The sequence below is a fragment of the Dyella sp. ASV21 genome (assembly GCF_016428975.1).
In the GTDB taxonomy this organism is placed as follows: Bacteria; Pseudomonadota; Gammaproteobacteria; order Xanthomonadales; family Rhodanobacteraceae; genus Dyella.
This window is the reverse complement of the sequence record NZ_JAELTT010000011.1, coordinates 12,114-35,940: the sequence shown is the minus strand read 5'-3', so window position 1 is coordinate 35,940 and position 23,827 is coordinate 12,114. Positions and strand designations below refer to the sequence as shown.

Annotated in this window: 21 protein-coding genes and 1 pseudogene; 8 read left to right on the top strand and 14 right to left on the bottom strand. The window is 66.0% G+C overall.

Annotated elements, in window-relative coordinates:
• The first annotated feature begins 78 nt into the window (after window positions 1-78).
• Complete coding sequence (locus tag JHD67_RS05880) at window positions 79-951, top strand: DUF1481 domain-containing protein (protein WP_199098273.1); 873 nt, start codon at window positions 79-81, stop codon at window positions 949-951.
• A gap of 150 nt (window positions 952-1,101) precedes the next feature.
• On the opposite strand, the gene JHD67_RS05875 is transcribed toward JHD67_RS05880, so the two are convergent.
• The 5 genes from JHD67_RS05875 to mnmG all read right to left on the bottom strand — a co-directional run bounded on the left by JHD67_RS05875 (window position 1,102) and on the right by mnmG (window position 9,463).
• Window positions 1,102-2,958: an autotransporter domain-containing protein gene (locus JHD67_RS05875; protein ID WP_199098271.1), complete on the bottom strand. Its 1,857-nt coding sequence runs from the start codon at window positions 2,956-2,958 to the stop codon at window positions 1,102-1,104.
• A gap of 179 nt (window positions 2,959-3,137) precedes the next feature.
• A complete protein-coding gene (locus JHD67_RS05870) occupies window positions 3,138-5,465 on the bottom strand; it encodes a Tex family protein (RefSeq protein WP_199098269.1) in 2,328 nt (775 codons plus the stop codon).
• A 91-nt stretch (window positions 5,466-5,556) separates the two neighbouring features.
• Window positions 5,557-6,288, bottom strand: coding sequence for a winged helix-turn-helix domain-containing protein (locus JHD67_RS05865; protein ID WP_199098267.1), 732 nt, complete (start codon window positions 6,286-6,288; stop codon window positions 5,557-5,559).
• Window positions 6,289-6,733: 445 nt separating this feature from the next.
• Window positions 6,734-7,507 (bottom strand): RDD family protein, encoded by a 774-nt coding sequence (locus JHD67_RS05860; RefSeq protein ID WP_199098265.1) that lies wholly within the window; start codon window positions 7,505-7,507, stop codon window positions 6,734-6,736.
• 78 nt (window positions 7,508-7,585) lie between these two features.
• A complete protein-coding gene (gene mnmG, locus JHD67_RS05855; RefSeq protein ID WP_199098263.1) occupies window positions 7,586-9,463 on the bottom strand; it encodes a tRNA uridine-5-carboxymethylaminomethyl(34) synthesis enzyme MnmG in 1,878 nt (625 codons plus the stop codon).
• 561 nt (window positions 9,464-10,024) lie between these two features.
• Here mnmG and JHD67_RS05850 point away from each other — a divergent pair.
• Window positions 10,025-10,210, top strand: coding sequence for a hypothetical protein (locus tag JHD67_RS05850; RefSeq protein ID WP_199098261.1), 186 nt, complete (start codon window positions 10,025-10,027; stop codon window positions 10,208-10,210).
• Between the two features lie 188 nt (window positions 10,211-10,398).
• Here the strand turns inward: JHD67_RS05850 and pepN are convergent, their stop codons facing one another.
• Window positions 10,399-13,056: an aminopeptidase N gene (pepN, locus tag JHD67_RS05845; RefSeq protein ID WP_199098259.1), complete on the bottom strand. Its 2,658-nt coding sequence runs from the start codon at window positions 13,054-13,056 to the stop codon at window positions 10,399-10,401.
• 66 nt (window positions 13,057-13,122) lie between these two features.
• Between pepN and JHD67_RS05840 the strand changes: the two genes are divergently transcribed.
• Together JHD67_RS05840 and JHD67_RS05835 are read left to right on the top strand one after the other, a co-directional pair.
• A complete protein-coding gene (locus tag JHD67_RS05840; RefSeq protein ID WP_199098257.1) occupies window positions 13,123-14,127 on the top strand; it encodes an aldose epimerase in 1,005 nt (334 codons plus the stop codon).
• Window positions 14,124-15,089, top strand: coding sequence for a pyridoxal-phosphate dependent enzyme (locus JHD67_RS05835; protein ID WP_199098255.1), 966 nt, complete (start codon window positions 14,124-14,126; stop codon window positions 15,087-15,089). The genes JHD67_RS05840 and JHD67_RS05835 overlap by 4 nt, the downstream gene beginning before the upstream one ends.
• Before the next feature lie 81 nt (window positions 15,090-15,170).
• Here the strand turns inward: JHD67_RS05835 and JHD67_RS05830 are convergent.
• Together JHD67_RS05830 and JHD67_RS05825 are read right to left on the bottom strand one after the other, a co-directional pair.
• Window positions 15,171-15,377 (bottom strand): annotated as a pseudogene (locus JHD67_RS05830) (alkylphosphonate utilization protein); the annotation flags it as partial.
• A gap of 54 nt (window positions 15,378-15,431) precedes the next feature.
• Complete coding sequence (locus JHD67_RS05825; RefSeq protein ID WP_199098253.1) at window positions 15,432-16,313, bottom strand: EamA family transporter; 882 nt, start codon at window positions 16,311-16,313, stop codon at window positions 15,432-15,434.
• Between the two features lie 106 nt (window positions 16,314-16,419).
• Between JHD67_RS05825 and JHD67_RS05820 the strand changes: the two genes are divergently transcribed.
• Together JHD67_RS05820 and JHD67_RS05815 are read left to right on the top strand one after the other, a co-directional pair.
• Window positions 16,420-16,776, top strand: coding sequence for a hypothetical protein (locus tag JHD67_RS05820; protein WP_199098251.1), 357 nt, complete (start codon window positions 16,420-16,422; stop codon window positions 16,774-16,776).
• A 14-nt stretch (window positions 16,777-16,790) separates the two neighbouring features.
• Window positions 16,791-17,369: a DNA-3-methyladenine glycosylase I gene (locus JHD67_RS05815; protein ID WP_199098249.1), complete on the top strand. Its 579-nt coding sequence runs from the start codon at window positions 16,791-16,793 to the stop codon at window positions 17,367-17,369.
• Here JHD67_RS05815 and bioC read toward each other — a convergent pair whose 3' ends face one another.
• The 5 genes from bioC to bioB are packed head-to-tail and all read right to left on the bottom strand — an operon-like array spanning window position 17,370 to window position 22,057.
• Window positions 17,370-18,251: a malonyl-ACP O-methyltransferase BioC gene (gene bioC / locus JHD67_RS05810; protein ID WP_199098247.1), complete on the bottom strand. Its 882-nt coding sequence runs from the start codon at window positions 18,249-18,251 to the stop codon at window positions 17,370-17,372.
• Window positions 18,248-19,018 (bottom strand): pimeloyl-ACP methyl ester esterase BioH, encoded by a 771-nt coding sequence (gene bioH, locus JHD67_RS05805; protein WP_199098245.1) that lies wholly within the window; start codon window positions 19,016-19,018, stop codon window positions 18,248-18,250. The genes bioC and bioH overlap by 4 nt, the downstream gene beginning before the upstream one ends.
• Entirely contained in the window at window positions 19,015-19,773 is a 759-nt protein-coding gene (locus JHD67_RS05800; protein ID WP_199098243.1) for a sulfurtransferase, read from the bottom strand. Before JHD67_RS05800 ends, bioH begins: the two co-directional genes overlap by 4 nt.
• A 27-nt stretch (window positions 19,774-19,800) precedes the next feature.
• Window positions 19,801-20,994 carry an 8-amino-7-oxononanoate synthase gene (bioF, locus tag JHD67_RS05795; protein ID WP_199098241.1) on the bottom strand — a complete coding sequence of 398 codons (1,194 nt, stop codon included), beginning with the start codon at window positions 20,992-20,994 and terminating at the stop codon, window positions 19,801-19,803.
• A gap of 22 nt (window positions 20,995-21,016) precedes the next feature.
• Complete coding sequence (bioB, locus tag JHD67_RS05790) at window positions 21,017-22,057, bottom strand: biotin synthase BioB (protein ID WP_199098239.1); 1,041 nt, start codon at window positions 22,055-22,057, stop codon at window positions 21,017-21,019.
• Window positions 22,058-22,201: 144 nt separating this feature from the next.
• Between bioB and JHD67_RS05785 the strand changes: the two genes are divergently transcribed.
• Both JHD67_RS05785 and JHD67_RS05780 read left to right on the top strand, forming a co-directional pair.
• Window positions 22,202-22,414 (top strand): hypothetical protein, encoded by a 213-nt coding sequence (locus JHD67_RS05785; protein WP_199098237.1) that lies wholly within the window; start codon window positions 22,202-22,204, stop codon window positions 22,412-22,414.
• Between the two features lie 10 nt (window positions 22,415-22,424).
• Window positions 22,425-23,141: a ComF family protein gene (locus tag JHD67_RS05780; protein ID WP_199098235.1), complete on the top strand. Its 717-nt coding sequence runs from the start codon at window positions 22,425-22,427 to the stop codon at window positions 23,139-23,141.
• 8 nt (window positions 23,142-23,149) lie between these two features.
• Here JHD67_RS05780 and JHD67_RS05775 read toward each other — a convergent pair whose 3' ends face one another.
• Window positions 23,150-23,818 (bottom strand): MarC family protein, encoded by a 669-nt coding sequence (locus JHD67_RS05775; protein WP_199098233.1) that lies wholly within the window; start codon window positions 23,816-23,818, stop codon window positions 23,150-23,152.
• Window positions 23,819-23,827: the final 9 nt, after the last annotated feature.

Below are 23,827 nucleotides of genomic sequence, written 5' to 3'. Positions count from 1 at the left end.
TCCCCCGTGATGAGTCGAGGCGTATTTGGACGTCTGTCGGTTCTCGCGTAAGCCCTGACAGTCGATAGAGGTTTTCCCATGCGCAGGTTGGTTTGGTCGCTGATGTCGGTTGCGGCACTGGCTCTCGCCGGTTGCGGCAATTCTTCCGATTCCTCCCAGGGCGCCGCTCCGGGTACCGCTCCGTCCGGCTCCACGGGTGCGGCCGCTCCGGCCAAGGCCAACGCGATCACCGGTCAGGTGACGCTGCGTGACGCCGCCCAGGTGTCGCCGGCCGCCAAGCTGCAGCTGACCCTGATCGACGTGTCCACCCAGGACGCGCAGCCGCTGGCCACCAAGTCGGTGGACTCCGCCAACACGTTCCCGCTGTCGTTCGAACTGGAATTCAATCCGGCGGACGTGAACCCGGCTGGCCTGTATGTGCTCAAGGCCGACCTGGTCGATGGCGACCGTCACTACACCCCGCCGCTGCAGACCCAGGTGCTGACCAAGGGTGCACCGATGCAGGTGAACATCCAGCTGGTGGGCGAGCAGACCGCTGGCGAGAAGGAACTGGCTGCCTTCACCGCCGTGCAGAAGCAGATCGGCGGCATGAAGATCAGCAGCGGCACCAAGCTGGACGACAAGGTGTCGCGTGGCTGGCAGGTGTTCCGTGAGGCGGGCGAAGTGAAGTTCATCCGCGAGCAGGTGGACTACGGCGACAAGGGCTTCACCAGCACCGATTACGCCTACAAGGACGGCAAGCCGTGGGTGGTCGTGCAGCAAAAGAAGTCGAGCAAGGACGCCAAGCCGACCTCGACCGAGCGCGCGGCCTGGGCCCAGGACGGCACGCTGGTGCTCAAGACCGCCGAAGCCGGCGGCAAGACCTCTCCGCTGAGCGATGACGACGCGGGCAGCCTGCAGAAGCAGGCCCAGTCGATCCTCAGCCTGGCGACCAACGGCAAGGGCAAGTAAGCCCTCCGGTTCGGTCGTCACCATCAAAGCCGCTTGCGCAAGCAGGCGGCTTTTTTGTTGCCCATGATTTCCCCGATAAGCGGGTTGCCCAGGAAAAAGGCCGCCCGCTTGCGCGGACGGCCTTTTGGGCCTTGCGATGAGCTGGGCGGCTTAGAAGGCGTACTTCAGGCCCAGGTTCACGCTGTCGTACTTCTGGCTGCTGTCGCTGAAGCGGCCGCTGTAACCCAGCCAGCCGGTGAAGGACTGGCTGAACTGCGCGCCCAGGCCGACGTCGGCGGTGCCCCAGGTCTTGTCCGGGCTGAAGCCGGCGAGGCTGAAGCTGCCCGGCATGCTGTTGAGGCCCGCGGTGATCATGCGCGGATCGGCCTTGCTGTCATGGTTCCAGGCCACTTCGGCGTACGGCGTCAGCATCACGCTGCCGGCCTGCCAGTGACCCTGCACGCGCCAGCCCAGCGTGGAGAGCAACGAATCGCGCTGCTGGCTGCCGAACCACATCGCGCTGCTGTCGTCACCGCTTTCGTTGTAGCCATTGACCTTGACCGTCTGCCATTCCACCGTGGCGAACGGGCCCGTGCGCAGGCTCGACACGTCGAACCACCAGCCGCCGGTGATGCCACCACCCAGGTGGTTGCCGTCTGCCTTGGCGGACTCGGTGCGCTGGTAATTGCCCAGCTCGATGCGGCGCTCGATGTCGGAGAAATTGTCCTGACCGAAATCGACATAGCCGCCGATGTAGCCACCGCCCTGGTGATAGGTGAGGTAACCCAGGCCCGACACATCCTGCAGCTTGTAGCCGCCACCACCGGTGAAGTCGGCATTGTGCTGGCCGATGTTCATCGACACGCCGCCGGACAGGTTGTCGTTGAAGCGCACATCCGCGCCAACGGTAAGGTTGACGTTGTTGCTGGTGGTGCGCGGCGAGCTGGTGCTGCCGTCAAAGCGCTGATCGCCATAATCGACGCTGGCGAACACGCGGGTGTCGCTGCCCTGGCCATCGGCCAGCATCTGGTTGCGGATCGCGCGGTTCTGCGCCGAGATCGACGCGAGCGGCGCTTCGGCCAGCAGCGAGGCGTAGCCCGGTGCGTTGATGATCGACATCACGTACTGACCCAGCATGGCGTCAGCAGCCGTGCTCGGGTGTACGCCATCGGCGAACAGATAGGTCTGGTCCGCGCCGGCCGGGTAATGGAACGGCAGGTTCGAACCCTGCGGACCGCACGCCACCGAACTGGAGCCCACGCCGCAGGCCGGCTGGGTGACGTTGGTGAAGCCGAACGCCGACGGATTGGCCACCACTTCGTTGATCAGCGCGAAGGTGTTGACCGGGATGATGTTGAGGCCGTTGTTGCTGAGCTGGGTAATGCCGGCCTGGAGCACGCCGTTGTACACCAGTGACAGCTGCGTGCCGCCGGACTGCGCGGCGGCGCCGCCCGCGATGCTCTCCGGCGTCTTGCCAATATCGGGCAGGTTGTACACCACCACGTACTTGGCGCCAGCCGCCTGCAGGCTACCCAGCAGCTTTACTTCGGCCGCGGCGGCAGCTGCCGTTCCCGCGGCAATGGTGTTGCTGTCGGTATAGGCACCGGTGAGGTAGAAGATGTCATTGGCACCACCCCACACCTGATAGAGCGTGCGCGGATCCGCCTTGCCGCCGGTGCTGGCCAGGTAAGCCTGCAACTGCTGCGGAATGTTCTGGATGGCCAGCGTGGTGGCGTTGTTGATCAGGCCGGCACCACCCCAGGCGTAATCCGTACCACCGGCCTGCGACGGCGCGATGGGAAAGCCAAGCGCCTTGGCGACGTTCTCGACGGCGGTGGAACCCGGATTGGTGGTGAAGCGGGTCGGCGGCTGGTTGTTCGGGAAATACTTCAGCGAAATATTGCCGGCATCGCTCAAGCTGTCGCCGAATACCACGACGTTGTCGAACCGGTTGTCGGCGGCGAACGCATGGGAACTGAAGAGCAGGGCCGTGGTGACGGCGCCCGCGAGTAGGCGAAGACGAGGCATGACGATAACGCTCCTGGGCTGGGTAGCCATTTGTTATTCCCTTGTTACGGTAATGCAAGCCCGTACGTGTGCGCATGCTGCGCCGCATCGCGCCAGCGTGCGATGCATCGAAGGAACCTGCAACAAAACGGGGGCGACCGGCTGGCGGTCGCCCCCGTGAGTACGGCGGAAGGCGCGGCTTAGCGCTTCATGGCGCGCGAAAGGGCATCGGCAAAGGCGCTATTGGCCGGTGCCGGAGCAGCCTTGGGGGCTTGGGCGCCCGGTCGCGGGCCACGGTTGTCGCGAGGAGCGCGGGCATCGTTGCTGCCTGCCGGGCGGCCGCCGCGAGCCTGCTGGCCCGGTTCGTCGTCCAGGCGCATGGACAGGCCGATGCGCTGGCGCGGCAGGTCCACCTCCATCACCTTGACCTTCACGATGTCGCCCGCCTTCACCGCATCGCGCGGATCCTTCACGAAGGTATGCGAGAGGGCCGACACGTGTACCAGGCCATCCTGGTGCACGCCGATGTCCACGAAGGCGCCGAACGCCGCCACATTGGTTACGCGGCCTTCCAGCACCATGCCGGGGCGCAGGTCCTTCAGGTCTTCCACGCCTTCGGCGAAGCTGGGGGCGACGAACTCCGGGCGCGGATCACGGCCCGGCTTCTCCAGTTCCTTGAGGATGTCGCGCACGGTCGGCAGGCCGAACGTTTCGTCGGTGAACTGCTCGGCCTTCAGGCCGCGCAGGAAGCCAGTGTCGCCGATGATGTTGCGCACCTCGCGGCCGCACTGGGCAATGATGCGCTCCACCACCGGATAGGCTTCCGGGTGCACCGCGCTGGCATCCAGCGGGTTGTCGCCATTGGGTACGCGCAGGAAGCCGGCGCACTGTTCGAACGCCTTGTCGCCCAGACGCGGCACCTTGAGCAGGGCCTTGCGGTTGGCGAACGGGCCGTTGGCATCGCGATGCTTCACCACGTTCTCGGCCACGCTGGGCGAGAGGCCGGCCACGCGCGAGAGCAGCGCGGCCGAAGCGGTGTTCACATCCACGCCCACCGCATTCACGCAGTCCTCGACCTTGGCATCCAGTGCGCGCGCCAGCTTCACCTGGTTAACGTCGTGCTGGTACTGACCCACGCCAATGGCCTTCGGTTCGATCTTCACCAGCTCGGCCAGCGGATCCTGCAGGCGGCGCGCGATGGACACCGCGCCACGCAAACTCACGTCCAGCTCCGGGAATTCCTTGGCCGCGGTTTCGGAGGCCGAATACACCGATGCGCCCGCTTCGCTCACCACGATCTTGGAGAGCTTGAGGTCGGCGTGCTTCTTCATCACTTCGCCGGCCAACTTGTCGGTTTCACGCGAGGCGGTGCCGTTGCCGATGGCAATCAGGTTCACGCCGTGCTGCTTGCTGAGCAGGGCCAGGCGCTGGATCGACTGATCCCACTGATTGCGCGGCTCGTGCGGATAAATGGTGTCGGTGGCAAGCAGCTTGCCGGTGGGGTCGACCACGGCCACTTTCACGCCGGTGCGGATACCCGGGTCCAGGCCCATCACGGTCTTGGCGCCGGCCGGTGCGGCCAGCATCAAATCCTTGAGGTTGTCGCCGAACACGCGAATGGCTTCGTCCTCGGCGCCTTCGCGCACGCGGCCGAACAGGTCCAGCGTAAGGTGCAGGTGCAGCTTCACGCGCCAGGTCAGGCGCACCGTTTCACGCAACCATGCATCGGCGGGGCGACCGCGATCCAGGATGCCGGCGCGCGATGCCACGCGACCTTCGCCCTCCTGGTGGCCCTGCTCCATGTCCAGCGCGGGAGCCAGCTCCAGCTCGATCACACCCTCGTTGCGCGCGCGCATCAACGCCAGCAGGCGGTGCGAGGGAATCTTGCCGATCGGCTCGACGTGGTCGAAGTAGTCGCGGAACTTGGCGCCTTCGTTCTCCTTGCCTTGCACCACCTTGGCGCGGATCTGTCCCTTGTCCCACAACCAGTCGCGCAGTTCGCCCAGCAGGGTGGCGTCTTCGGCGATGCTTTCCATCAGGATCGCGCGGGCGCCGTCCAGTGCGGCGCGTACGTCGGCCACACCCTTTTCGGCGTCCACGAAGGCGGCAGCAACGACCTCGGGGGATTGCGTGGGGTCCTCGCGCAGGCCGATGGCCAGCGGCTCCAGACCAGCTTCCCGCGCAATCTGCGCTTTGGTGCGGCGCTTGGGCTTGTACGGCAGGTAAAGGTCTTCCAGGCGCGCCTTGGTGTCGGCGGCGAGGATGTCGCCCTTCAGCGCATCGCTGAGCTTGCCCTGTTCCTCGATGCTGGCAAGGATCGCGTCGCGGCGATCTTCCAGCTCGCGCAGATAGCGCAGGCGTTCTTCCAGCATGCGCAGCTGCGTGTCGTCGAGTCCGCCAGTCGCTTCCTTACGGTAGCGAGCGATGAACGGCACGGTGGCGCCACCGTCGAGCAGATCCACTGCGGCGCGCACCTGGTCCGACTTGGCGGCGATGTCCTGGGCAATACGTTGTTCGATGCTGAGCATGAGGCTGAAGCGATTCCTGTGCGTTCGACAAGTCGGCAAGCCGCCAAAGCGAGCTGCCGGACGCCCGATGATAGCAAGTCGATGCGTGGGCTCAGTCGCGTGCCGCCGGCGCCTGTTCAGGACGCAGGCGCAGGAAACCGGCGGCATGCGCCGACAAGCCATCGCCAGGGTAATCAGAGGCCATGCGGTGGGCGCGTGGCCAGCGGCGCGCATGCTGGCTCAGGGTGTGGGCCATCGGTATCAGTACCAGCGCGGGGCGCGGCAGCACATGGGGCGAGGACAGCCGATCGCTGGGCGCATGCCACAGGCTCACCGCCGCCAGCATGGCCACGATCACCGCCACCGTAAGCAGGGCCGCCAGCCATTGCAGGGGCGGCGCGGGACGCATGGGGGGCGGTGGCGGAAGGTGTCCACGCGGGGTCTGCGTATCCGTCAAGCTGGTCGTAGCTGTGGGTGCCTCGTCAGTGAGCGCCAGCGGCATCACCGGTATGCGATGCACCTCGCCGATAAAGCGATAGCCGAGACTATGCACCGTGGCGATGTAGCGGGGAGACGTTGCGCAGTCGCCGAGCGAGTGGCGTAATTGCGAAACGGCCCGCGTCAGCACGCCTGGCGTAACGTGCCGATGGCCCCAGGCCGCATCGAGCAGCTCATCCTTGCTTACCACTTCGCCGGCTTGTTGAAGCAACACCATCAGCACGGTGTACGCCTTGGGCTCCACCGATAGCGGTGTGCCGGCGCGCTCCAGTCGATGCGAGCGCGGCTCTACGAGCAGGTCATCGCAGTGATAGATCCATGCGCCATCCGCTTGAAACTGGGCCATGACGATGCCTGGTTCGCAGCCCCCTGCGGTTTGCAAGCTTGCTCCGATGCCCACGGCAGGCGCATCCGCCATTGGTCATAAGCGGCGTATGGGGCCGGCGCGAGCCGTATCCATGTGGACGGCTCGATGGCCAAACCGGCGACGGCAGGAACTGACCGGCTCGGATCATGCATGCGTGCTATGGGCGCGAGCGCAACGTGAACTGGATGTTGAGTCGATGTTCGTCTCAACACGATGTACCTCGTGGCTGGGCCGGGCGCATGTATGGAAGGCGCGCGTTCTCGCCGGTGCGCGATACCTCACGCGTCGCATGTCTCACGCGCCGCTGCGTGTAACCATCGGCGGTACACGCTTCGCTGAGCGGCGGCGTCAGGGCGCGACGCGGATCACGCGAGGATGGCCAGGCGCGCGCGGCGTGGTGGCGCATGCGCGTCTGGCCATGGCATCAGGCATTGATGGAGCTGTTGCGTTCCTGCGGATCGTGCGTGGTCGTCGGTGCTTCGTTGGCGCGACCGTTGAGCACCAGGGTTTGCGCCAGCATGTCGTGAAGACCCTGTTTGCGCTGCGTCCACGCAACCATCAGGAAACCGATGCACAGCATGAAGGCGCTGAGCAGCTTGCCGAAATACCGGCCCGTGGCACGCACGAAACTAATGCGTTGGCCCTGCAGGTCGGTCACCCGAATACCGAGCGCGAGCTTGCCCAGCGTGGCTTGCCAGGGCGAGCTTTCGCACGCGGCGAAATAGAGCCAGCCAACCACAGTCTGGGCGAGCAGGGCCGGGCCCATCGCGCTGAAATAGGCATCGAGCGCCTGCAGTGCCAGCTGAGGGTCGTTGCCGGCCGCGAGCTTGGCCTGCAGATAGACCTCAGCCGCCTGATTCGCACCGAGCAGGCTGCCCAGCAGCATGTTGGGAATCCATAGCACCAGGGCGTCCAGTATGTAGGCGCCAAGGCGCTTCCAGAAGCCCGCGTAGCTGGTCAGCGTGGGCGTTTCCCTGGTGTAAGTGGGCGGCACCGTGTCGGCTGTCGGTGGCGTGAAGGCCGGTGGCTGGGCACCGCGCTCATCGGGGAACAGACGCGATAGCGGCTGCCAGTCGGTCATGCCCTCATACCAGCCCAGATCGTCCACGCTCAGCTGGCCGCTGCGCAGCCATTGGCGCACGTCCACTTCCTTATAGGGGCCGTGTCGCTCGCCGTCTCGACCGATCCAGACTTCCATGAGGCACTCCGCGATGAACTCAACGGCGCCCATCATGCCACGCGGACCTGCGGCTTTGGCGCGTGGTCCGCTCGAATATCACGCCGCGTCGCGGCGCTTGAGGTGCACCAGCAGCAGCGAGATGGCCGCCGGCGTGACGCCGCTGATGCGCGCCGCCTGGCCAATGGTTTCCGGCTGCGCGCGCTTGAGTTTGAGCAGCACCTCGGCCGATAGCCCGCGTACCTTGTCGTAGTCGAAGCTGCCAGGTATCGCGGTCTGTTCGTGGCGCCGCTGTCGCGCGATTTCCTCGCGCTGCCGTTCCAGGTAGCCGGCGTACTTGGTCTGTACCTCGACCTGCGCGGCGACATCGGCATCGTCCACTGCCGGGCCGATGCCTTCCACAGTGGTCAGGGTGGCGTAGTCGAGTTCGGGGCGACGCAGCAGATCGAGCGCATTCGTCTCGCGGCTGAGCGTGATACCAAGGTGCTGCGTAACCTTCGCTCCCAGCGCATTGGCTGGCGCGGCCCATAGCGAACCCAGGCGCTGCGTTTCGCGCTCCACGGCGTCACGCTTGGTGCGCAGGGCGTCGTAGCGTGCCTGCGGCACCACGCCGAGGCGGTGACCCGTTTCGGTGAGGCGCAGGTCAGCGTTGTCTTCGCGCAGGTGCAGGCGGTACTCGGCACGCGAAGTGAACATGCGGTACGGCTCGATGGTGCCGTTGCTGGTGAGGTCGTCGATCAGCACGCCGATATACGCCTCATCGCGCCGCGGATACCACGGCGTCTCGCCCTTCACCGCGAGCGCGGCGTTGAGGCCGGCGATCAAGCCTTGCGCGCCGGCTTCTTCGTAGCCGGTGGTGCCGTTGATCTGTCCGGCGAAGTACAAGCCGCCAATTGTCTTGGTTTCCAGCCACGGATGCAGGCCGCGCGGATCGAAATAGTCGTATTCGATGGCGTAGCCGGGTCGCGTGATGTGCGCGTTCTCGAAGCCCTTGATGGAGCGCACCAGGGCGAGCTGCACGTCATAGGGCAGCGAGGTGGAGATGCCGTTGGGGTAGACCTCGAAGGTGTCCAGGCCTTCGGGCTCGATGAAAATCTGGTGCGAACTCTTCTCGGCGAAGCGCACCACCTTGTCCTCGATCGAGGGGCAATAGCGCGGGCCGATGCCTTCGATCTGGCCGCTGTACAGTGGCGACCGATCGAGCGAGCTGCGGATCAGTTCGTGAGTGTGTTCGCTGGTGTGGGTAATCCAGCAGCTCACCTGGCGCGGGTGTTCGGCGCGCGAGCCCAGATAGGAGAACACCGGGGCGGGATCGTCGCCCGGCTGTTCCTCCAGGCCGGTGAAATCGATGCTCCGCAAGTCGATACGCGGCGGTGTGCCAGTCTTGAGTCGATCCGCGGCCACCGGCAACTCGCGTAGCTTCTGTGCCAGCGTGCTGGCGGGGGGGTCGCCGGCGCGGCCGCCCGCGTACTGCGCTGGGCCGATATGGATCTTGCCGGCGAGGAAGGTGCCAGCGGTGAGCACCACCGCGCGTGCGTGGAATTTCAGGCCCATCTGGGTCACCACGCCGGTGACGCGGGCGCCTTCCAGAATCAGGTCGTCCACGGCCTGCTGGAACAGTTCCAGGTTGGGCTGGGTTTCCACCATCTGGCGAATCGCCGCCTTGTACAGCGCACGGTCGGCCTGGCAGCGCGTGGCGCGCACGGCCGGTCCCTTGGAGGCGTTCAAGGTGCGCCACTGGATGCCGGCGCGATCCGCCGCACGCGCCATGGCGCCGCCGAGGGCGTCGATTTCCTTGACCAGGTGGCCCTTGCCGATGCCACCGATGGCCGGGTTACAGCTCATCTGGCCAATCGTCTCGATGTTGTGGCTGAGCAGCAGCGTGCGCGCGCCGGTGCGGGCCGCAGCCAAGGCAGCCTCGGTGCCGGCGTGGCCGCCGCCGATCACGATGACGTCATAGGGTGTCGGGTGAAACATGGCGTACTGCCCCGAATGTGCAGGAATGGACCAAATACGACGCTAATGGTAGCGCCTCTAAGGGCCTCAAGGCCCTGGCATGCTTCCTGCTTCAACTTCCACGCACTTTCACGGGCAGACGCTGCGCGACAACGCGCGCCGAGATCGAACGACAGGGGTTCGATTGCGTGCCGGGAGAGGAAGCAAGACGGCGCCCCTTGGGGCGCCGTCGTTTTTTTGGGCCGGCGCCTGGAGGCGCTATATCGGTACCCATGGAAGATCTGGCGCCCGGCGGTCTCAGGAACAGGGGGAATCCAGGATGACCGTGTTGCCGGGCGCCAGAAACTTGGAATAGCTTGCTGACAGCCACTTCGCTGTGCGTCTGGGAGCGATATTTACGCCTGCTGCGTGAACGTGCAGTGACTAAAACGCTCGTTTGTGCCGAGTCGCGGCACCTGCTGACGCGCAGCGTCATTCCGTGATGCATGCACCGACAAAACGTGATCATCATCACATGGCTGGCACGTCCATTGCTTTCCCTCCTCAGCCAGTCAAGGCAACTGTTCTGGGGGGACTCATGTCATGGACTTCAGTGTTGATTTCCAGCCGGTATACCAGCATCACGATCTGCTGATCGAGTTAGGTCGCGTAGAGATGGCCATGGAGCATCTCGAAGCGCGCAGCGAAAACGAGCGCCGGGAGTTGCGTCCGCGTCTGCTGTCGCGCATGCATCGCTTGCGCGACGAGCTGCAGCGACTCGAAGCCTGAGTGCCGGATGCGTCCGGCTCACGCCGGGTAAAAAGTTTGGACGTCCAAACGAACCTCGCCACACCACGCGGCGATAACCGATCAAACCGCTCGCGGGAGCCCGCGTCTAAACGGCTTCCATCGAATGTCGGCTTACGCCCGGGTGCCCCGTCTTGGACGGGACGCACTCGGGCGCATATCTCCGGCGCTTAGCTGTGCAGCATGCTCTGCACGATCTCGGTGAGGTTGCGTGACAGCCCGTTCTGCTCGGCTAGCGAGGCGATCGCGGCCTTGGCCGCCGTGCGACGGTGAGGTTCCAAACGCTGCCAGCCATTGAGCGCGGTGGCCAGGCGTGCGGAAACCTGCGGGTTCAGGCGGTCCAGCTCGCGCAGGCGCTCCACCAGCAGGCGGTAGCCGCTGCCGTCGGCCCGATGGAAGCCATCCGGGTTGCTGCGCGCCCAGGAACCGAATAGCGCATTCACGCGGTTGGGGTTCTTCAGCGTAAAGGTCGCATCGGCTTCCAGCATCTGCACGCGATCGAGCACCAGCTCGCCCGGCAGCTGCGTTTGCACCGCGAACCACTTGTCCATCGCCAGCGGGTTGTCGGCGTAGCGCTCGCGGAAATGCAGCAACGCGGCGTGTGCTTGGGGCGCATTGCCGCGCACCAGTACCGAAAGTGCGGCAAGACGGTCGGTCATGCTTGGCGCGTTGTCGTACTGCAGCGTCGCCAGCGTATGCGCGGTCCACGGATCAATGCGTGCGAGCAGCTCCAATACGCGGCGCTTGAGTCGCCGCTGTCCCTGGCTGATGGCATCGAGCGCCAGCGTGGTCTGCGCATTCAGGGCTTCGTAGCGCTGAATAAGCGCCGCTTGTCCGATGCGCAGGGCCAGGCTTTCCTGCAGTTGCTGGCGCAAGGCGTGCACATGTTGGGGGTTGACCAGTCGCTCGCGCTCGGACAGCTCGATCTCACCTGGCGGGGTCAGCAGGTCGGCCAGCAAGGCAGCGTCGATCGCGCTGTCGCTGAATAGGGCGGCCAGCGCATCGCACCATGCATCGAGCGCTTCGGTGGCAGTGCCGTCACGCAGATTGTCGAAGGCGCGTGCAGCCAGTTGCTGGCCGGCTTCCCAGCGGTTGAAGCCATCCGGGTCATGGCGCAGCAGCCGGGCCAGATCGGCCGGTGCGTAGTCGCACTCGAGGATGACCGGCGCGGAGAAACCACGCAGCAAAGACGGCACCGGAACCGTATCCACGTGCTGGAACACGAACCGCTGCTCGGATTTCTCCATCACCAGCACGCGTTCGGTAGCGCCAGCGGCGCCGCCGTCACCATCCGCCACGTGCAGCGGCAGCATCTGGCCGTGGTCATCGAACAAGGCGAGCTTCACCGGAATCGGCAGGGGCTGCTTGTGCGGCTGATTCGGCGTGGCTGGCGTGTGCTGGGCGAGGGTGAGCGTATAGGTGCGTTGCGCGGCGTCGTAGTGGCCGCTTGCAGTGAGCCGTGGCGTGCCGGCCTGGGCATACCAGCTGAGGAAGGGCAGCAGATCAGTGCCGTTGGCTTCGCCCAGGGCGCCGAGGAAATCCTCCAGCGTGGCGGCATGGCCATCGTGGCGACTGAAGTACAGGTCCATGCCGCGACGAAAGCCCTCGTGTCCGAGATGGCCCGCCACCATGCGCACCAGCTCCGAGCCTTTCTCGTACACGGTGGCGGTGTAGAAATTATTGATCTCGCTGTACTGCGCGGGGCGCACGGGATGCGCCAGCGGGCCGGCGTCCTCAGGGAACTGGGCACGGCGCAGCAGGGCGACATCCTCGATGCGCTTGAGTGGCGCGGAGTTCATGTCGGCCGAGAATTGCTGCTCGCGGAATACGGTGAGGCCTTCCTTCAGCGACAGTTGAAACCAGTCGCGACAGGTCACGCGGTTGCCGCTCCAGTTGTGGAAATACTCGTGCGCCACCACCGCTTCCACCGCGCGATATTCGTCGTCGGTGCTGGAGTCGGCATCGGCCAACAGGTACTTGGCGTTGAAGATGTTGAGGCCCTTGTTCTCCATCGCGCCCATGTTGAAGTCATGCGTGGCGACGACGTGGAACACGTCCAAGTCGTACTCGCGGCCGTAGTTCTGCTCGTCCCAGCGCATGGAGCGCTGCAGCGCGTCCATGGCGTATTCGCAACGGCCGATGGCATCGGCTTCGGCCCAGATCACCAACTGCACCGGGCGACCGCTGGCGGTGACGTAAGCGCGCTCGATTTTCTCCAGCCGTCCTGCCACCAGGGCGAACAGGTAACTGGGCTTGGGGTGGGGGTCGACGAAACGCGCCCAATGGCGGCCGTTGTCCAGCTCGCCCGCGCCATCGGGGTTGCCGCCGGCCAGCAGTACAGGGAAGCGTGCGCGGTCGGCGCGCAGGGTCACCGTGTAGCTGGCCAACACATCCGGGCGGTCCGGGAAGAAGGTGATATGGCGGAAGCCTTCGGCTTCGCACTGGGTCAGCAGGAAGCCACGCTCGCGCGGCCCGGACAGGTACAACCCCTCCAGCGCGGTATTGGCAGCCGGCTGCACGCGCACGCGCGTTTCCAGCACGCTGCCGTCGCGTGCGCCATCCACTTCCAACACGCTGTCGGCGTAGCGCCAGGCGCTCTCGGGCAGCGCTTCGCCGTCCAGGTGGATGGCCAGCAGCTCCAGCCCCTCGCCATCCAGTCGCAACGGTTCAGCGCGGTCCGCCGCGTGCTGCAACTGCAGGCGGGCGGTGACTTCGGTGGAGTCGATGCCCAAGTCGAAGGTCAGCTCGACATGCGAAACCCGCCATGCGGGAGCGCGATAGTCGCTGAGCCGGATCACGGCGGGGGAGGCGTCACGAAGGCTGGTCATGGGAACCATGGAGGCGTATGGGACCGATCAGGCTAACATGCGGCCCTTTCCCGGCAGGACAAGTCGATGACGCAGTATCAGGCAGAACCTGGACACCTGGGCCCCCACGATATCGTGCTGTTGGCCGATCCGGCGCGTGGGCGCCGAATCCGCATTGCCCGTCGCGGCGCCACCCTGCTGAGCTTTGAGGTGCCGGTGGGCGAGGCCAGCGTGGACATTGCCGATGGTTACCGCGACGCTGGCGAGCTCGATACCCGCCCCAGTTCGCGCTTCGCCATCATGGTGCCGTTCGCCAACCGCATCGCCGATGCCCGCTACGTATTCGACGGCGAGCCGCACGATCTGCAGCCGGGGGTGGAAGGCGCCTCCCGTGCCGCGCGCCATGGTTTTGTGCGAGGCGTGGAGTTCACCCTGGAAGCGCTGGCCGCCGACGCGCAATCGGCGCGGGTGCGCTTTTCCACCCAGGCCATTCGGCCCGGCGTGCATCCCGGCTATCCGTATGCGATCGATCTGTCGGTGAGCTACACGCTGGATGCCGAGGGCCTTACCCTGGAGGCGGTCATGCGCAACGTCGGCGATCACGCGGCGCCGTGCTTCTTCGGCTGGCATCCGTATTTCCGCGTGGGTGACGAGCCGATCGAAAGCTGGGAGCTGGCGATTCCCGCCGCCACCGTGGTGCGCACCGATGCGGACTACATCCCGCTGGCGGGCGATGCCGCGCGCGCGTCGATCGCGGAGCAGCCGGCGCTGGATTTTCGCCATCTGCAGGCCATCGGCGCTCGCGAGCTGAACCACGCCTTTGCCGACCTCAAGCCGGATGCCGACGGCCGTGCCCGCACGCATCTACGCAACCCCGCCAGCGGCTTGGGCATTGCGCTGTGGCAGCGCAGCGGCGTCATGTTGGCGTTCACCGCCGACACCGTGACGCGCGATGTGCGTCGCTCGGTGGCGCTGGAGCCGATGGAAAGCTGGTCCGATGCATTCAACCGCTCCGACTGCGCGGCGGCCATTCGTCTTGAACCGGGCGCCGAGCGACGTTACGTCTGCGGCGTGGAGATTCACAGCCCATGAGTGCATTCGACCATCCGATTACGCTGCCCAGCTTTGCCCAGGTGCAGCAAGCTGCGGCGCGCATCGCGCTCTATGCGGTGCGTACGCCGGTGCTGCGCAGCGCCGCCCTGAACGCCTTGAGCGGGGCGGATCTCTACTTCAAATGCGAGAACCTGCAGCGCGGCGGCGCCTTCAAGTTTCGCGGCGCCTGCAATGCCGTGTGGTCGATGGAGGATGAACAAGCCGCGCAGGGCGTGGTAACGCATTCCTCCGGCAATCACGGCAACGCCCTGGCGTTGGCGGCCGCGACGCGCGGGATTCCGGCGCATGTGATCGTGCCCGAGGGTGCGGTGCGCACCAAGGTGCAGGCGATCGAGCGCGCGGGCGCCATCCTGCACCGTTGCGCCGCCACGCAGGCCGCGCGTGAAGCCAAGGCGGAGGAAGTGCGCCTCGCTACGGGAGCTGACCTGGTCCATCCCTATGCCGACGCGCGCGTGATGGCCGGCCAGGGCACGGCCGTGCTGGAGTTGCTGGAGCAGGCCGAGGGCCTGGACGCGGTGATCGCCCCGGTGGGCGGCGGCGGCCTCATGGCGGGCACGGCCATCGCCGCGCATGGCGTATCGCCGACCTTGATGGTGCATGGCGCCGAGCCGATGGGCGCGGATGACGCTGCGCGTTCGCTGGCGGCCGGACAGCGGGTAGGTCCGTTCGTACCCGACACGATCTGCGACGGTTTGCGCACGCTGATCGGCGAACCCAATTTTGCGGCATTACGCATGCATCGCGTGGAAGTCACCACGGTCAGCGACGAGGAAGTCATCGCCGCGATGAAGCTGCTGTGGAACGAGTTGAAGCTGGTGGTGGAAAGCTCCAGCGCCACCGTGCTGGCCGCCGTGCTCAAGCGCCCCGAGCGCTTCCATGGTCAGCGCGTGGGTTTGATCCTTACCGGCGGCAATGTGGATATCGACGCACTGCCCTGGTAGCGGGCGCCGGGGCCTGGGCCGCAACGAGGCGTTGCGGCCTGGTCGGATGCCGCTGCGTGAGGCGTCCGCCGGCGCGTAGCCTCAGACCTTCTTGATGAAGCAGGTCTTCAGCACCAGGGTCGAGCGTCCATCGCGGCACTCGATCTCTTCGGGGTTGTCTTCATCGACGCGGATCGACTTGAACACGGTGCCGCGCTTGAGCGTCTGCGACGAGCCCTTCACCTTCAGGTCCTTGATGACCTGCACCGAATCGCCATCGGCCAACACGGCGCCGTTGCTGTCCTTCACGTTCAAGAGCGTCTTCCTCGTACGAATGAAGTACGTATGGTAGCGCCGCAGTGCTTAGCGGCGCTGCAGGCGCACGCCGCTCACGGCCAGCAAACCCAGCAGAATGAACACGATGCCCAGCACCTCCATGCCGCTGGGTTGCTCGTGCAGGATCAACCACGCCAGCAGCACGCTCACGATGGGCACGCCCAGGCTGGCCAGGCTGGCAACAGCGGTGGGCATGCGTTGCAGGACCACCAGCCACAGGCCCCAGGCGATGCTGGAGGCCATCACCACGCTGTAGGCAAGGCCGCCGATAAAGCCCCAGGTCCAATCGATCGAGCGCTGTGGCACGCATAGCGCCACCACCACCAGCGCCAATGCGCCGAACAGCATCTGCCACGCGGTGAGATTGAGCGGCGTGGGTGCATGGCGTTGAAACACGCGCTTGCTCAGCACCGTACCCAGTGCCCAGGCCGCGCCCGCGCCGATGGCGAGCAAGGTACTGGTGAGGTTACCCAGGCCGTGCCAGGGTTCGATAATGCAGGTGAGGCCCAGTGCGGCCAGCGCGAGGCCCAGCCAGCGCTGCGGTGAAAGGCGCTCATCCAGGATGACCCAGGCCAGCAGCACCGCCCAGAACGGCATGGTGTAGGCGAGCAGGGCCACGCGTCCGGCGCCACCGCTCACCAGCGCCAACTGGCCCAGGCCCTGGAACGCCGTGGTCTGGCACAGGCCGATCAACATCGTGGGCAGCAACGGCGGCGGACGTAGCGACTGGCGCGACACCAGCAGCGCGCCGAACAGCACCAGTGCGCCCAGCACATAACGGATCGCCGCGAAATCGAACGGCCCGGCGTGCGTGAGCACCTGCTTCATCACTACCCAGCTATAGGCCCAGATCAGGATGGTGGCGAGCAGTGCCATTACGGCGCCACGGGAAGGTGTCGATGCAGTCATGTCGATCCGATGGATGAGTGCGTGGTGCGCGCCATGGCTGGCCTTGTTACACGCGCTTGGGTGGGATAGCGTCGCGGCTTGCCCGGAAACATACAAGGGGATGGACATGGCGCGATCGCGTTCATGGAACGCACTGGTGGCCTGCGTTGGACTGGCCGCCTACGTCGGCATGCTGCTGCGCGTTCCGGTGCTGGTGCAGTGGGTGCAGAGCGGCATGCTATCGCTGACGCAGGCCGCGCCCACGGTGATCGGCGCCTTGTTGCTGCTGGTGGCCAGCTTCGGATTGTTGCTGCGGCGGCCGGCGCGGGGCGGGCTGTTCGCGCTATCGATGTTATTGCTGCTGGCGGGACGCATCGGCCTGCCCGCCCAGGTGTTCTCGTTCTGGCCATGGCTTGCCGTGGCGGCGGCGCTCGCTGGTGCCTTGCTGGCTTTTCTTCCACATCGCGGCACGCCTGCCGCCTGATCAGGATCGTTCGCATGACCCGCAAAGACGCCAAGGCCCTGGTGCGCTGTCCCTGGGGCAACAGCCCCGACATGCACGACTACCACGACAGCGAGTGGGGTACGCCGCTGCACGACGATCAGGCACTGTTCGAGTTTCTCTGCCTGGAAGGCGCGCAGGCGGGCCTGTCCTGGCGCACCATCCTGCTCAAGCGCGAGCACTATCGCCGCATATTCCACGATTTCGACATCGCGCGCGTCGCTGCGATGAAGGATCGCGAGCTGGAAAAAGCGCTGCTCGATCCCGGCATCGTGCGCAATCGGCTCAAGGTGTACGCCACGCGCGACAACGCGGTGGCCGCGCTGGAGGTGATCGAGGAATTCGGCAGCCTCGATCGTTATCTGTGGTCGTTCGTGGACGGCAAGCCGATCCGCAACAAATGGACCGGGCAAGGCGACGTACCGGCCAGCACGCCGCTATCGGATCACATGAGCAAGACGCTGAAGAAGCGCGGCTTCCGTTTCGTCGGCACCACGATTTGCTATGCCTTCATGCAGGCTACCGGCATGGTCAACGACCACACCGTGAGCTGCTTCCGCCACAAGCGGGTTTGATCAGCGCCGGCGCGAGCCGCGCAGGCTGTCGACAGAGAAACTCGCCATTTCGCCGCCGCCGGCCATGCGGCGCGATTGGCCCGAGGGCGGGCCCCAGGCGTGCGCGGTCACTACTTCCCAGGTGGCCGGAATGCGGCCATTCACGCGCATGGTTTCGTACGCGGCCAGCATGCGCTGGTAGTGCGACTTGCCAAGCAGGTGACGTTCGCGTTCGCGGTCGGCATTGGTAGCGCCCAGGCCCTGCAGCTCCTTGAGCAGCAAGCGCGGTTCGCTATAGGTGAGCGTGTAGCGATCCACGTCCAGCACCGGATCGCGCAGGCCCGCGTTGATCATCGCATCGCCCAGGTCGTGCATATCCAGGAAGCGGCTCACATGCGGCTGCTGATCGGCTTCGGCCCAGGCGGCGCGCAGTTCCTTCAGCGTATCCGGGCCGAAGGTGGAGAACACCAACAGGCCGCCGGGCTTGAGCACGCGCACGCACTCGCCGAACAGGGCCGGCAAGTCGTCGATCCACTGAAAGCACAGGTTGGAGTGCAGCACATCCACGCTGTGGTCGGGCAGCGGCAACGCGGTGGCTTCGGCGCATACACGCTGAAACGGCTTGAGCCAGCTCACGTGCTTCTTGGCCGCGCGCAGCATCGGCAGCGCCAGGTCCATGGCAACCACCTGCGCCTTGGGGTAGTGCTTGCGTAGCAGCGCCGTGCCACGGCCGGTGCCGGCACCCACGTCGATCACGCGCTCGGGCGCCTCCAGGTAGAAGCCCAGGCGATCGAGCAGCAACGTCTGTACCTCGCGCTGCAAGGCATCGTGCTGTTCATAGGTGTTGGCAGCGCGGCCGAAGTTGCGGCGCACCTGGCGCTGATCGAAGTGAGAGGTGCTCATGCAAAGCGATCCAGCAGCGGCGTCAGGGCAGCCGCTACGTCATGGGCGTAGCCAAAGAAGGGAGCGTGGCCCGCGTGAGCGATTTCCACATAGTCGCCCCGGCCTTGTTCGGCCGACCAGGTCATGGCCAGCGGCGGTACCAGGCGATCGCGATGGCCGGCGATCCATACGTTGGGCACGCTGAGGTTCGGCAAGTCGGCGCGACGATCGGTGTTTTCCAGGATGCGGATGCCTTCCTGCAATACACGCAGGTCCGGTTCGCCGCGCGTGAACATCAACGCGCGCAGGTGACGCAGCTCGGCGCGCGGATCGGGGCTGCCCATGGCTTCCAGCGCGATGAAGCGTTCCAGCGTGGCGTGATAGTCGGTTTCCAGGTCATCGGCGAGCTGGCGAACCAGCCTGGGATCGCTGCCATAGGGCCAGCTATCGTCGCGCGAGAACTTGGGTGTGCCGCAGATCACGCCGAGACCGCGCGCGTGCTGCGGGTGCTCCAGCGCCGCGGTGAGCGCGATCAGGCCGCCCAGCGACCAACCCAGCCAGATCGCTGGCGGCGTGCGTTCGGCAATGGCCTGGGCGCAGGCGGAGGGCTCCAGCGATAGTTCGCTGTGACGCGAATAGCCATGGCCGGGCAGGTCCACCACGTGCAAGGTGCAGCGATCGGCCAGCACCTCGCACAAGGGTTCCATCATGCCGCCGTGCATGGCCCAGCCATGCAGGATGACCACGGGTATCTCGCCGTGGCCGTGGGTTTCAATGTGAAGGCTCACGCGTCCTTCTCCCCGCTGGTGAGCAGCGGCGAGGGCGCAAGATCGGTGTTCACCGCGCCGCGCTCGTCGAACACGAAACAGGTGCCGCGCCAGTGCGCGCCGTCGGTTTCCTCGAAGTACTTCAGGATGCCGCCTTCCAGCTGATAGACATGCTCCATGCCGATGTCCTGCATGTGCAACACGGCCTTTTCGCAGCGAATGCCACCCGTGCAGTACGACACCACGGTCTTGTTGTCGAAGCGCGCGCGATCGGCGGCGATGGCGGCGGGAAATTCGGTAAAGCTGGCGATGCGGTAATCCACCGCCTGCTCGAACAGGCCCGCGTCGGTTTCGTAATCGTTGCGCGTATCGAGCAACACCACTTCGCGACCGTCGTCGTCATGGCCTTGGGCCAGCCAGCGCTGCAGCGTGGCGGGCTTCACCGCCGGTGCGCGGCCGCCTTCCGGGCGAATGGTGGGCATGCGCATGGTGATGATTTCTTTCTTGAGGCGCACGCGCATGCGCCCGAACGGCACGGCGTCGGAGATCGATTCCTTCGGCTCCAACCCGGCAAAGCGTGGGTCATCGCGCAGCCAGTCCATAAAGGTATCGATGGGTGCGCGCGGGCCGGCCAGGAACAGGTTGATGCCCTCGGGCGCCAGCAGGATGGTGCCCTTGAGCTCCAGCGCAAGGCAGCGTTCGAGCACGCGTTCCCGCAGCGCGGGCAGGTCGTCCAGGCTGACGAAGCGGTAGGCGGAAAGATTGATGATCGACATGGGGATGCAGGTACGGCGAGGCCGCCATTATACGGGGCGACCCGGAACGGCTCGGGCCGGCAGCCGCGAGAGCGCCTCCAGCAGCTGATCCACCTGGGTTTCCTCGTGGGCCGCCGACAAGGTGATGCGCAGCCGCGCCTTGCCCGCCGGCACCGTGGGCGGGCGGATCGCGGTGACCAGGAAACCCGCCGCTTCCAGCGCCTGCGAGGCGGCGAGGGCCGCCTGGGCATCGCCCAACAGCAGGGGCTGGATCGCCGTGGGCGAGGGCATCAGCGGCAGGCCGAGTTGGGCTGCGCCTTGGCGAAAGCGGGCGATCAGCGCGTGCAGCTTGTCGCGCCGCCAGCTTTCGTCCCGGGCCAGCCGCAGCGCGGCCAGGGTGGCGGCGGCCAGCGCTGGTGGCATGGCCGTGGTGTAGATATAGGTGCGGGCCGATTGCAGCAGCCCGTCGATCAGCGCCCCGGAACCGGCGACGAAGGCACCACTGCAACCGAGCGCTTTGCCCAGCGTGGCCATCAGCACCGGCACCTCGGGCTGGCCCAGCCCGGCCGCGCCGACGCTGCCTTCCCCGCGCGTGCCGAGCACGCCCAGGCCGTGCGCGTCATCGACCATAAAGGTGGCGCCGCTCTCGCGACATAGCGTGGCCAGCGCAGGCAGCGGCGCGATATCGCCATCCATGCTGAATACGCCGTCGGTGGCGAGCAGCGCACCCGCGGCAGGGCGACTGGCGAGCTGGCGCGCGGCGCCGTCCACATCCGCATGCGGATAGCGTTTGAGTTCCGCGCCGGCCAGTTGTGCACCATCGAGCAGACAGGCGTGGTTGAGCTTGTCCTGCACGCACAGGTCGTCGCGTTGCAGTAGTGCCTGCATCACGCCCAGGTTGGCCATGTAGCCGGTGGAGAACAGCAGGGCGCGTTCGTAGCCGGTCCACTCGGCCAGCGCTTCTTCCAGCGCCGCGTGTTCCGCGCGATGACCGCCGATAAGGTGTGCCGAGCCGCTGCCTACGCCGCTGGCGTCAGCCGCTTGCTGCAACGCACGCACGAGGGCGGGATGCTGGGCCAGGCCCAGGTAATCGTTGTTGCAGAACGCCAGAAGGCGCTGGCCTTCGCGCTGCATCCATGGCCCTTCGGCGCGATCCACCGTGCGCAGGCGCCGCGCCAGGCCCGCCGCCGCGCGTTCGGCGTGCTGGCGGGCGAGGCGTTCGGTAAGCGACGGACGCATCATGCAGCGCTGTGCATGCGCCGCGTCAGGCGGCCGCGCTGCAACCGCAGCCGTTGCCGCAGCTGCCAGCCTCGGCTTCCAGGATGTCGGCGTGCACGGTGTCGGTTTCCTCGACCACCTCCAGCGGATGCAGGTCCAGGCGCTTGAACAACGCGCGGTCGTGTTCCACGTCCGGGTTGCCGGTGGTGAGCAGCTTCTCGCCGTAGAAAATGGAGTTGGCGCCAGCGAAGAAGCACAGTGCCTGCACGGCATCGTCCATCTGCTGGCGACCGGCGGACAGGCGCACCATGGAGGCGGGCATCAGGATGCGCGCAACAGCAATCGTGCGTACGAAATCGAACGGATCGATCGCCTCGGTACCATTGAGGGGCGTGCCTTCCACCTGCACCAACTGGTTGATCGGCACCGATTCGGGGTGCTCGGGCAGGTTGGCCAGGGTCTGCAGCAGGCCGGCGCGCTGCTCGCGCGTTTCACCCATGCCCACGATGCCGCCGCAGCAGGTCTTCAGGCCCGCTTCGCGCACGTGTTCGAGCGTGTCCAGGCGATCCTGATACTGGCGCGTGTGGATGATCTCGCCGTAGAACTCCGGCGCGGTATCCAGGTTGTGGTTGTAGTAATCCAGGCCTGCCTGCTTGAGCGTTGCCGCCTGCGTGCCGTTGAGCATGCCCAGCGTGGCGCAGGTTTCCAGGCCCAGGCCCTTCACCGCGCGTACGATCTCGGCCACCTTCTCCACGTCGCGGTCTTTCGGGCTGCGCCAGGCGGCGCCCATGCAGAAGCGGCTGGCGCCGGCGTTCTTGGCCGCCTGCGCGCGCGCCACCACGGCATCCACGCTCATCAGCTTCTGCGCCTGCACGCCGGTGTCGTAGCGCGCGGCCTGCGGGCAATAGGCACAATCCTCGGGGCAGCCGCCGGTCTTGATCGAGAGCAGGGTGGATACCTGCACCGCGTTGGGGTCGTGGTACTCGCGATGCACCGAATGGGCGCGGTGCAGCAGCTCGTTAAAGGGCAGCGCAAACAGCGCGGCCACGTCGGCGCGGGTCCAGTCGTGACGGATCGGAGAGGCCATGGCGACAGCTCTGGGATGGGGAAAGCGCGACAGTGTGGCAGGGCCTCTTGTCTTGTCAACTTTCAACCGGCGCCAAAGGTTGACGATGCGCAAACGTATGGCTGCCGCTACCATCCAGGCATCCGTGCGTCAGGAGCTTTGGGTATGAGCGAAGGGCAAGGCAGTGGGGGCAATGTGCTGGCGGCCATCTGCAGTTTCTTCATTCCCGGGCTGGGTCAGTTGGTGCAGGGCCGTTTCTGGATCGCCCTGGTGATGTTCGTGCTGGCCGCCATCCTGTGGATCGTGAAGCTGGGCTGGATCATCCACCTGTGGTCGATCCTGGACGCGGCCACGTTCAAGCCCAAGCCCACGAGCTGAGCCTCGGCGCATGGAGGCGTTTGCCTGGTGGCCCCGCGCGCGTCAAGCACTGCGGGATCTCCTGCTCCCCTTGCACTGCCTGCTTTGCGGCGGTGCGGGTGCCCATGGTCTGGATCTGTGCGGGGATTGTGCGGCCGAGTTGCCGCGCAACCGTAGCTGTTGCGCGCGCTGTGCCCTGCCGCTGCCCCACGCGGCGGTGTTGTGCGGGCAATGCCAGCGCCGCCCGCCACCGTGGGCGTCGGCGTGGGTGCCGTTTCGCTATGGCTGGCCGCTGGATCGATTGGAGTCGCGCTTCAAATTTGCCGGTGATCTGGCCGCTGGACGCGCGTTATCTCAACTGTGCCTGCGCGAGCCGTTGCCAGCGCTGCCGCAGGTCATCGTGCCGGTGCCCCTGCATCGCAGCCGCCTGCGCCAGCGTGGCTACAACCAGGCACTGGAGCTTGCCCGCCCGCTGACGCAGGCGTTGGGTGTGCCGTTGCGCCGCGACTTGCTATGGCGCACGCGCAGCACCCATGCACAGACCGAGCTGGGCGCGCTTGCGCGCCGCCGCAATGTGCGTGGTGCCTTTGACGTGCGCAACGTCGATAGCTTGCCAGCGCATGTGGCGTTATTCGACGACGTGATGACCACCGGCGCCACCTTGATCGAATGCGCCCGCGTGCTGCGTCGGGCCGGCGTGCAGCGCGTCGATGTGTGGGCGTTGGCGCGTGCACCCTCGCGTACCTGAGTGGCGCTTCACTTTCCGTGCAAGGATTCCAACAGCTCGGACAGGCCGTTCCAGAACAGTTGCACGCCGATGCAGAAGATCACGAAGGCGAACAGTCGCATGGTGATCTTGGTGCCTACCGTGCCGAGCAGGCGCTCTAGGTCGCCGGCAAAGCGCACGCATAAATAAATGCTCGCGCAAAGCACCAGCAGTGCTACGCCCACCCCGACAAAATGCCCCGCCGACAAGCCCTCGCGCGGTGAACCCGTGCCCAGCGCAATCGCCACGGCGATCGAGCCTGGCCCCACGGTGAGCGGCATGGTGAGCGGGTAGAACGCCTTGGACGCCAGCGAGGCGGGGCTGCGGTGGTCCTTCAGCTCCTGCGTTTCGTCCTGCGTTTCGTCCTCATCGGGCGCCTGAAGCAGGTTCCAGCCGGCCATGCCGATGATGAGGCCACCGGCCACGCGCAGCACCGGAATGGAGATGCCGAAGAAGGCCAGCACATAGGCGCCGATCAGCAGCGAGCCGAGCAGGATGGCAAAACTGTTGGTGGTGATGCGCCAGGCAAGTTCCGCGCGATCGGCCGTGGTCGCGTTGGGCATCATGCTCAATACGATCAGCGCCGATGCTGGAGGATTGATGATAGGGAACAAGCCGGTAATCAGCAGCAACGCGGTCTGCACGATGTCCTTCAGCATGATTCAGCC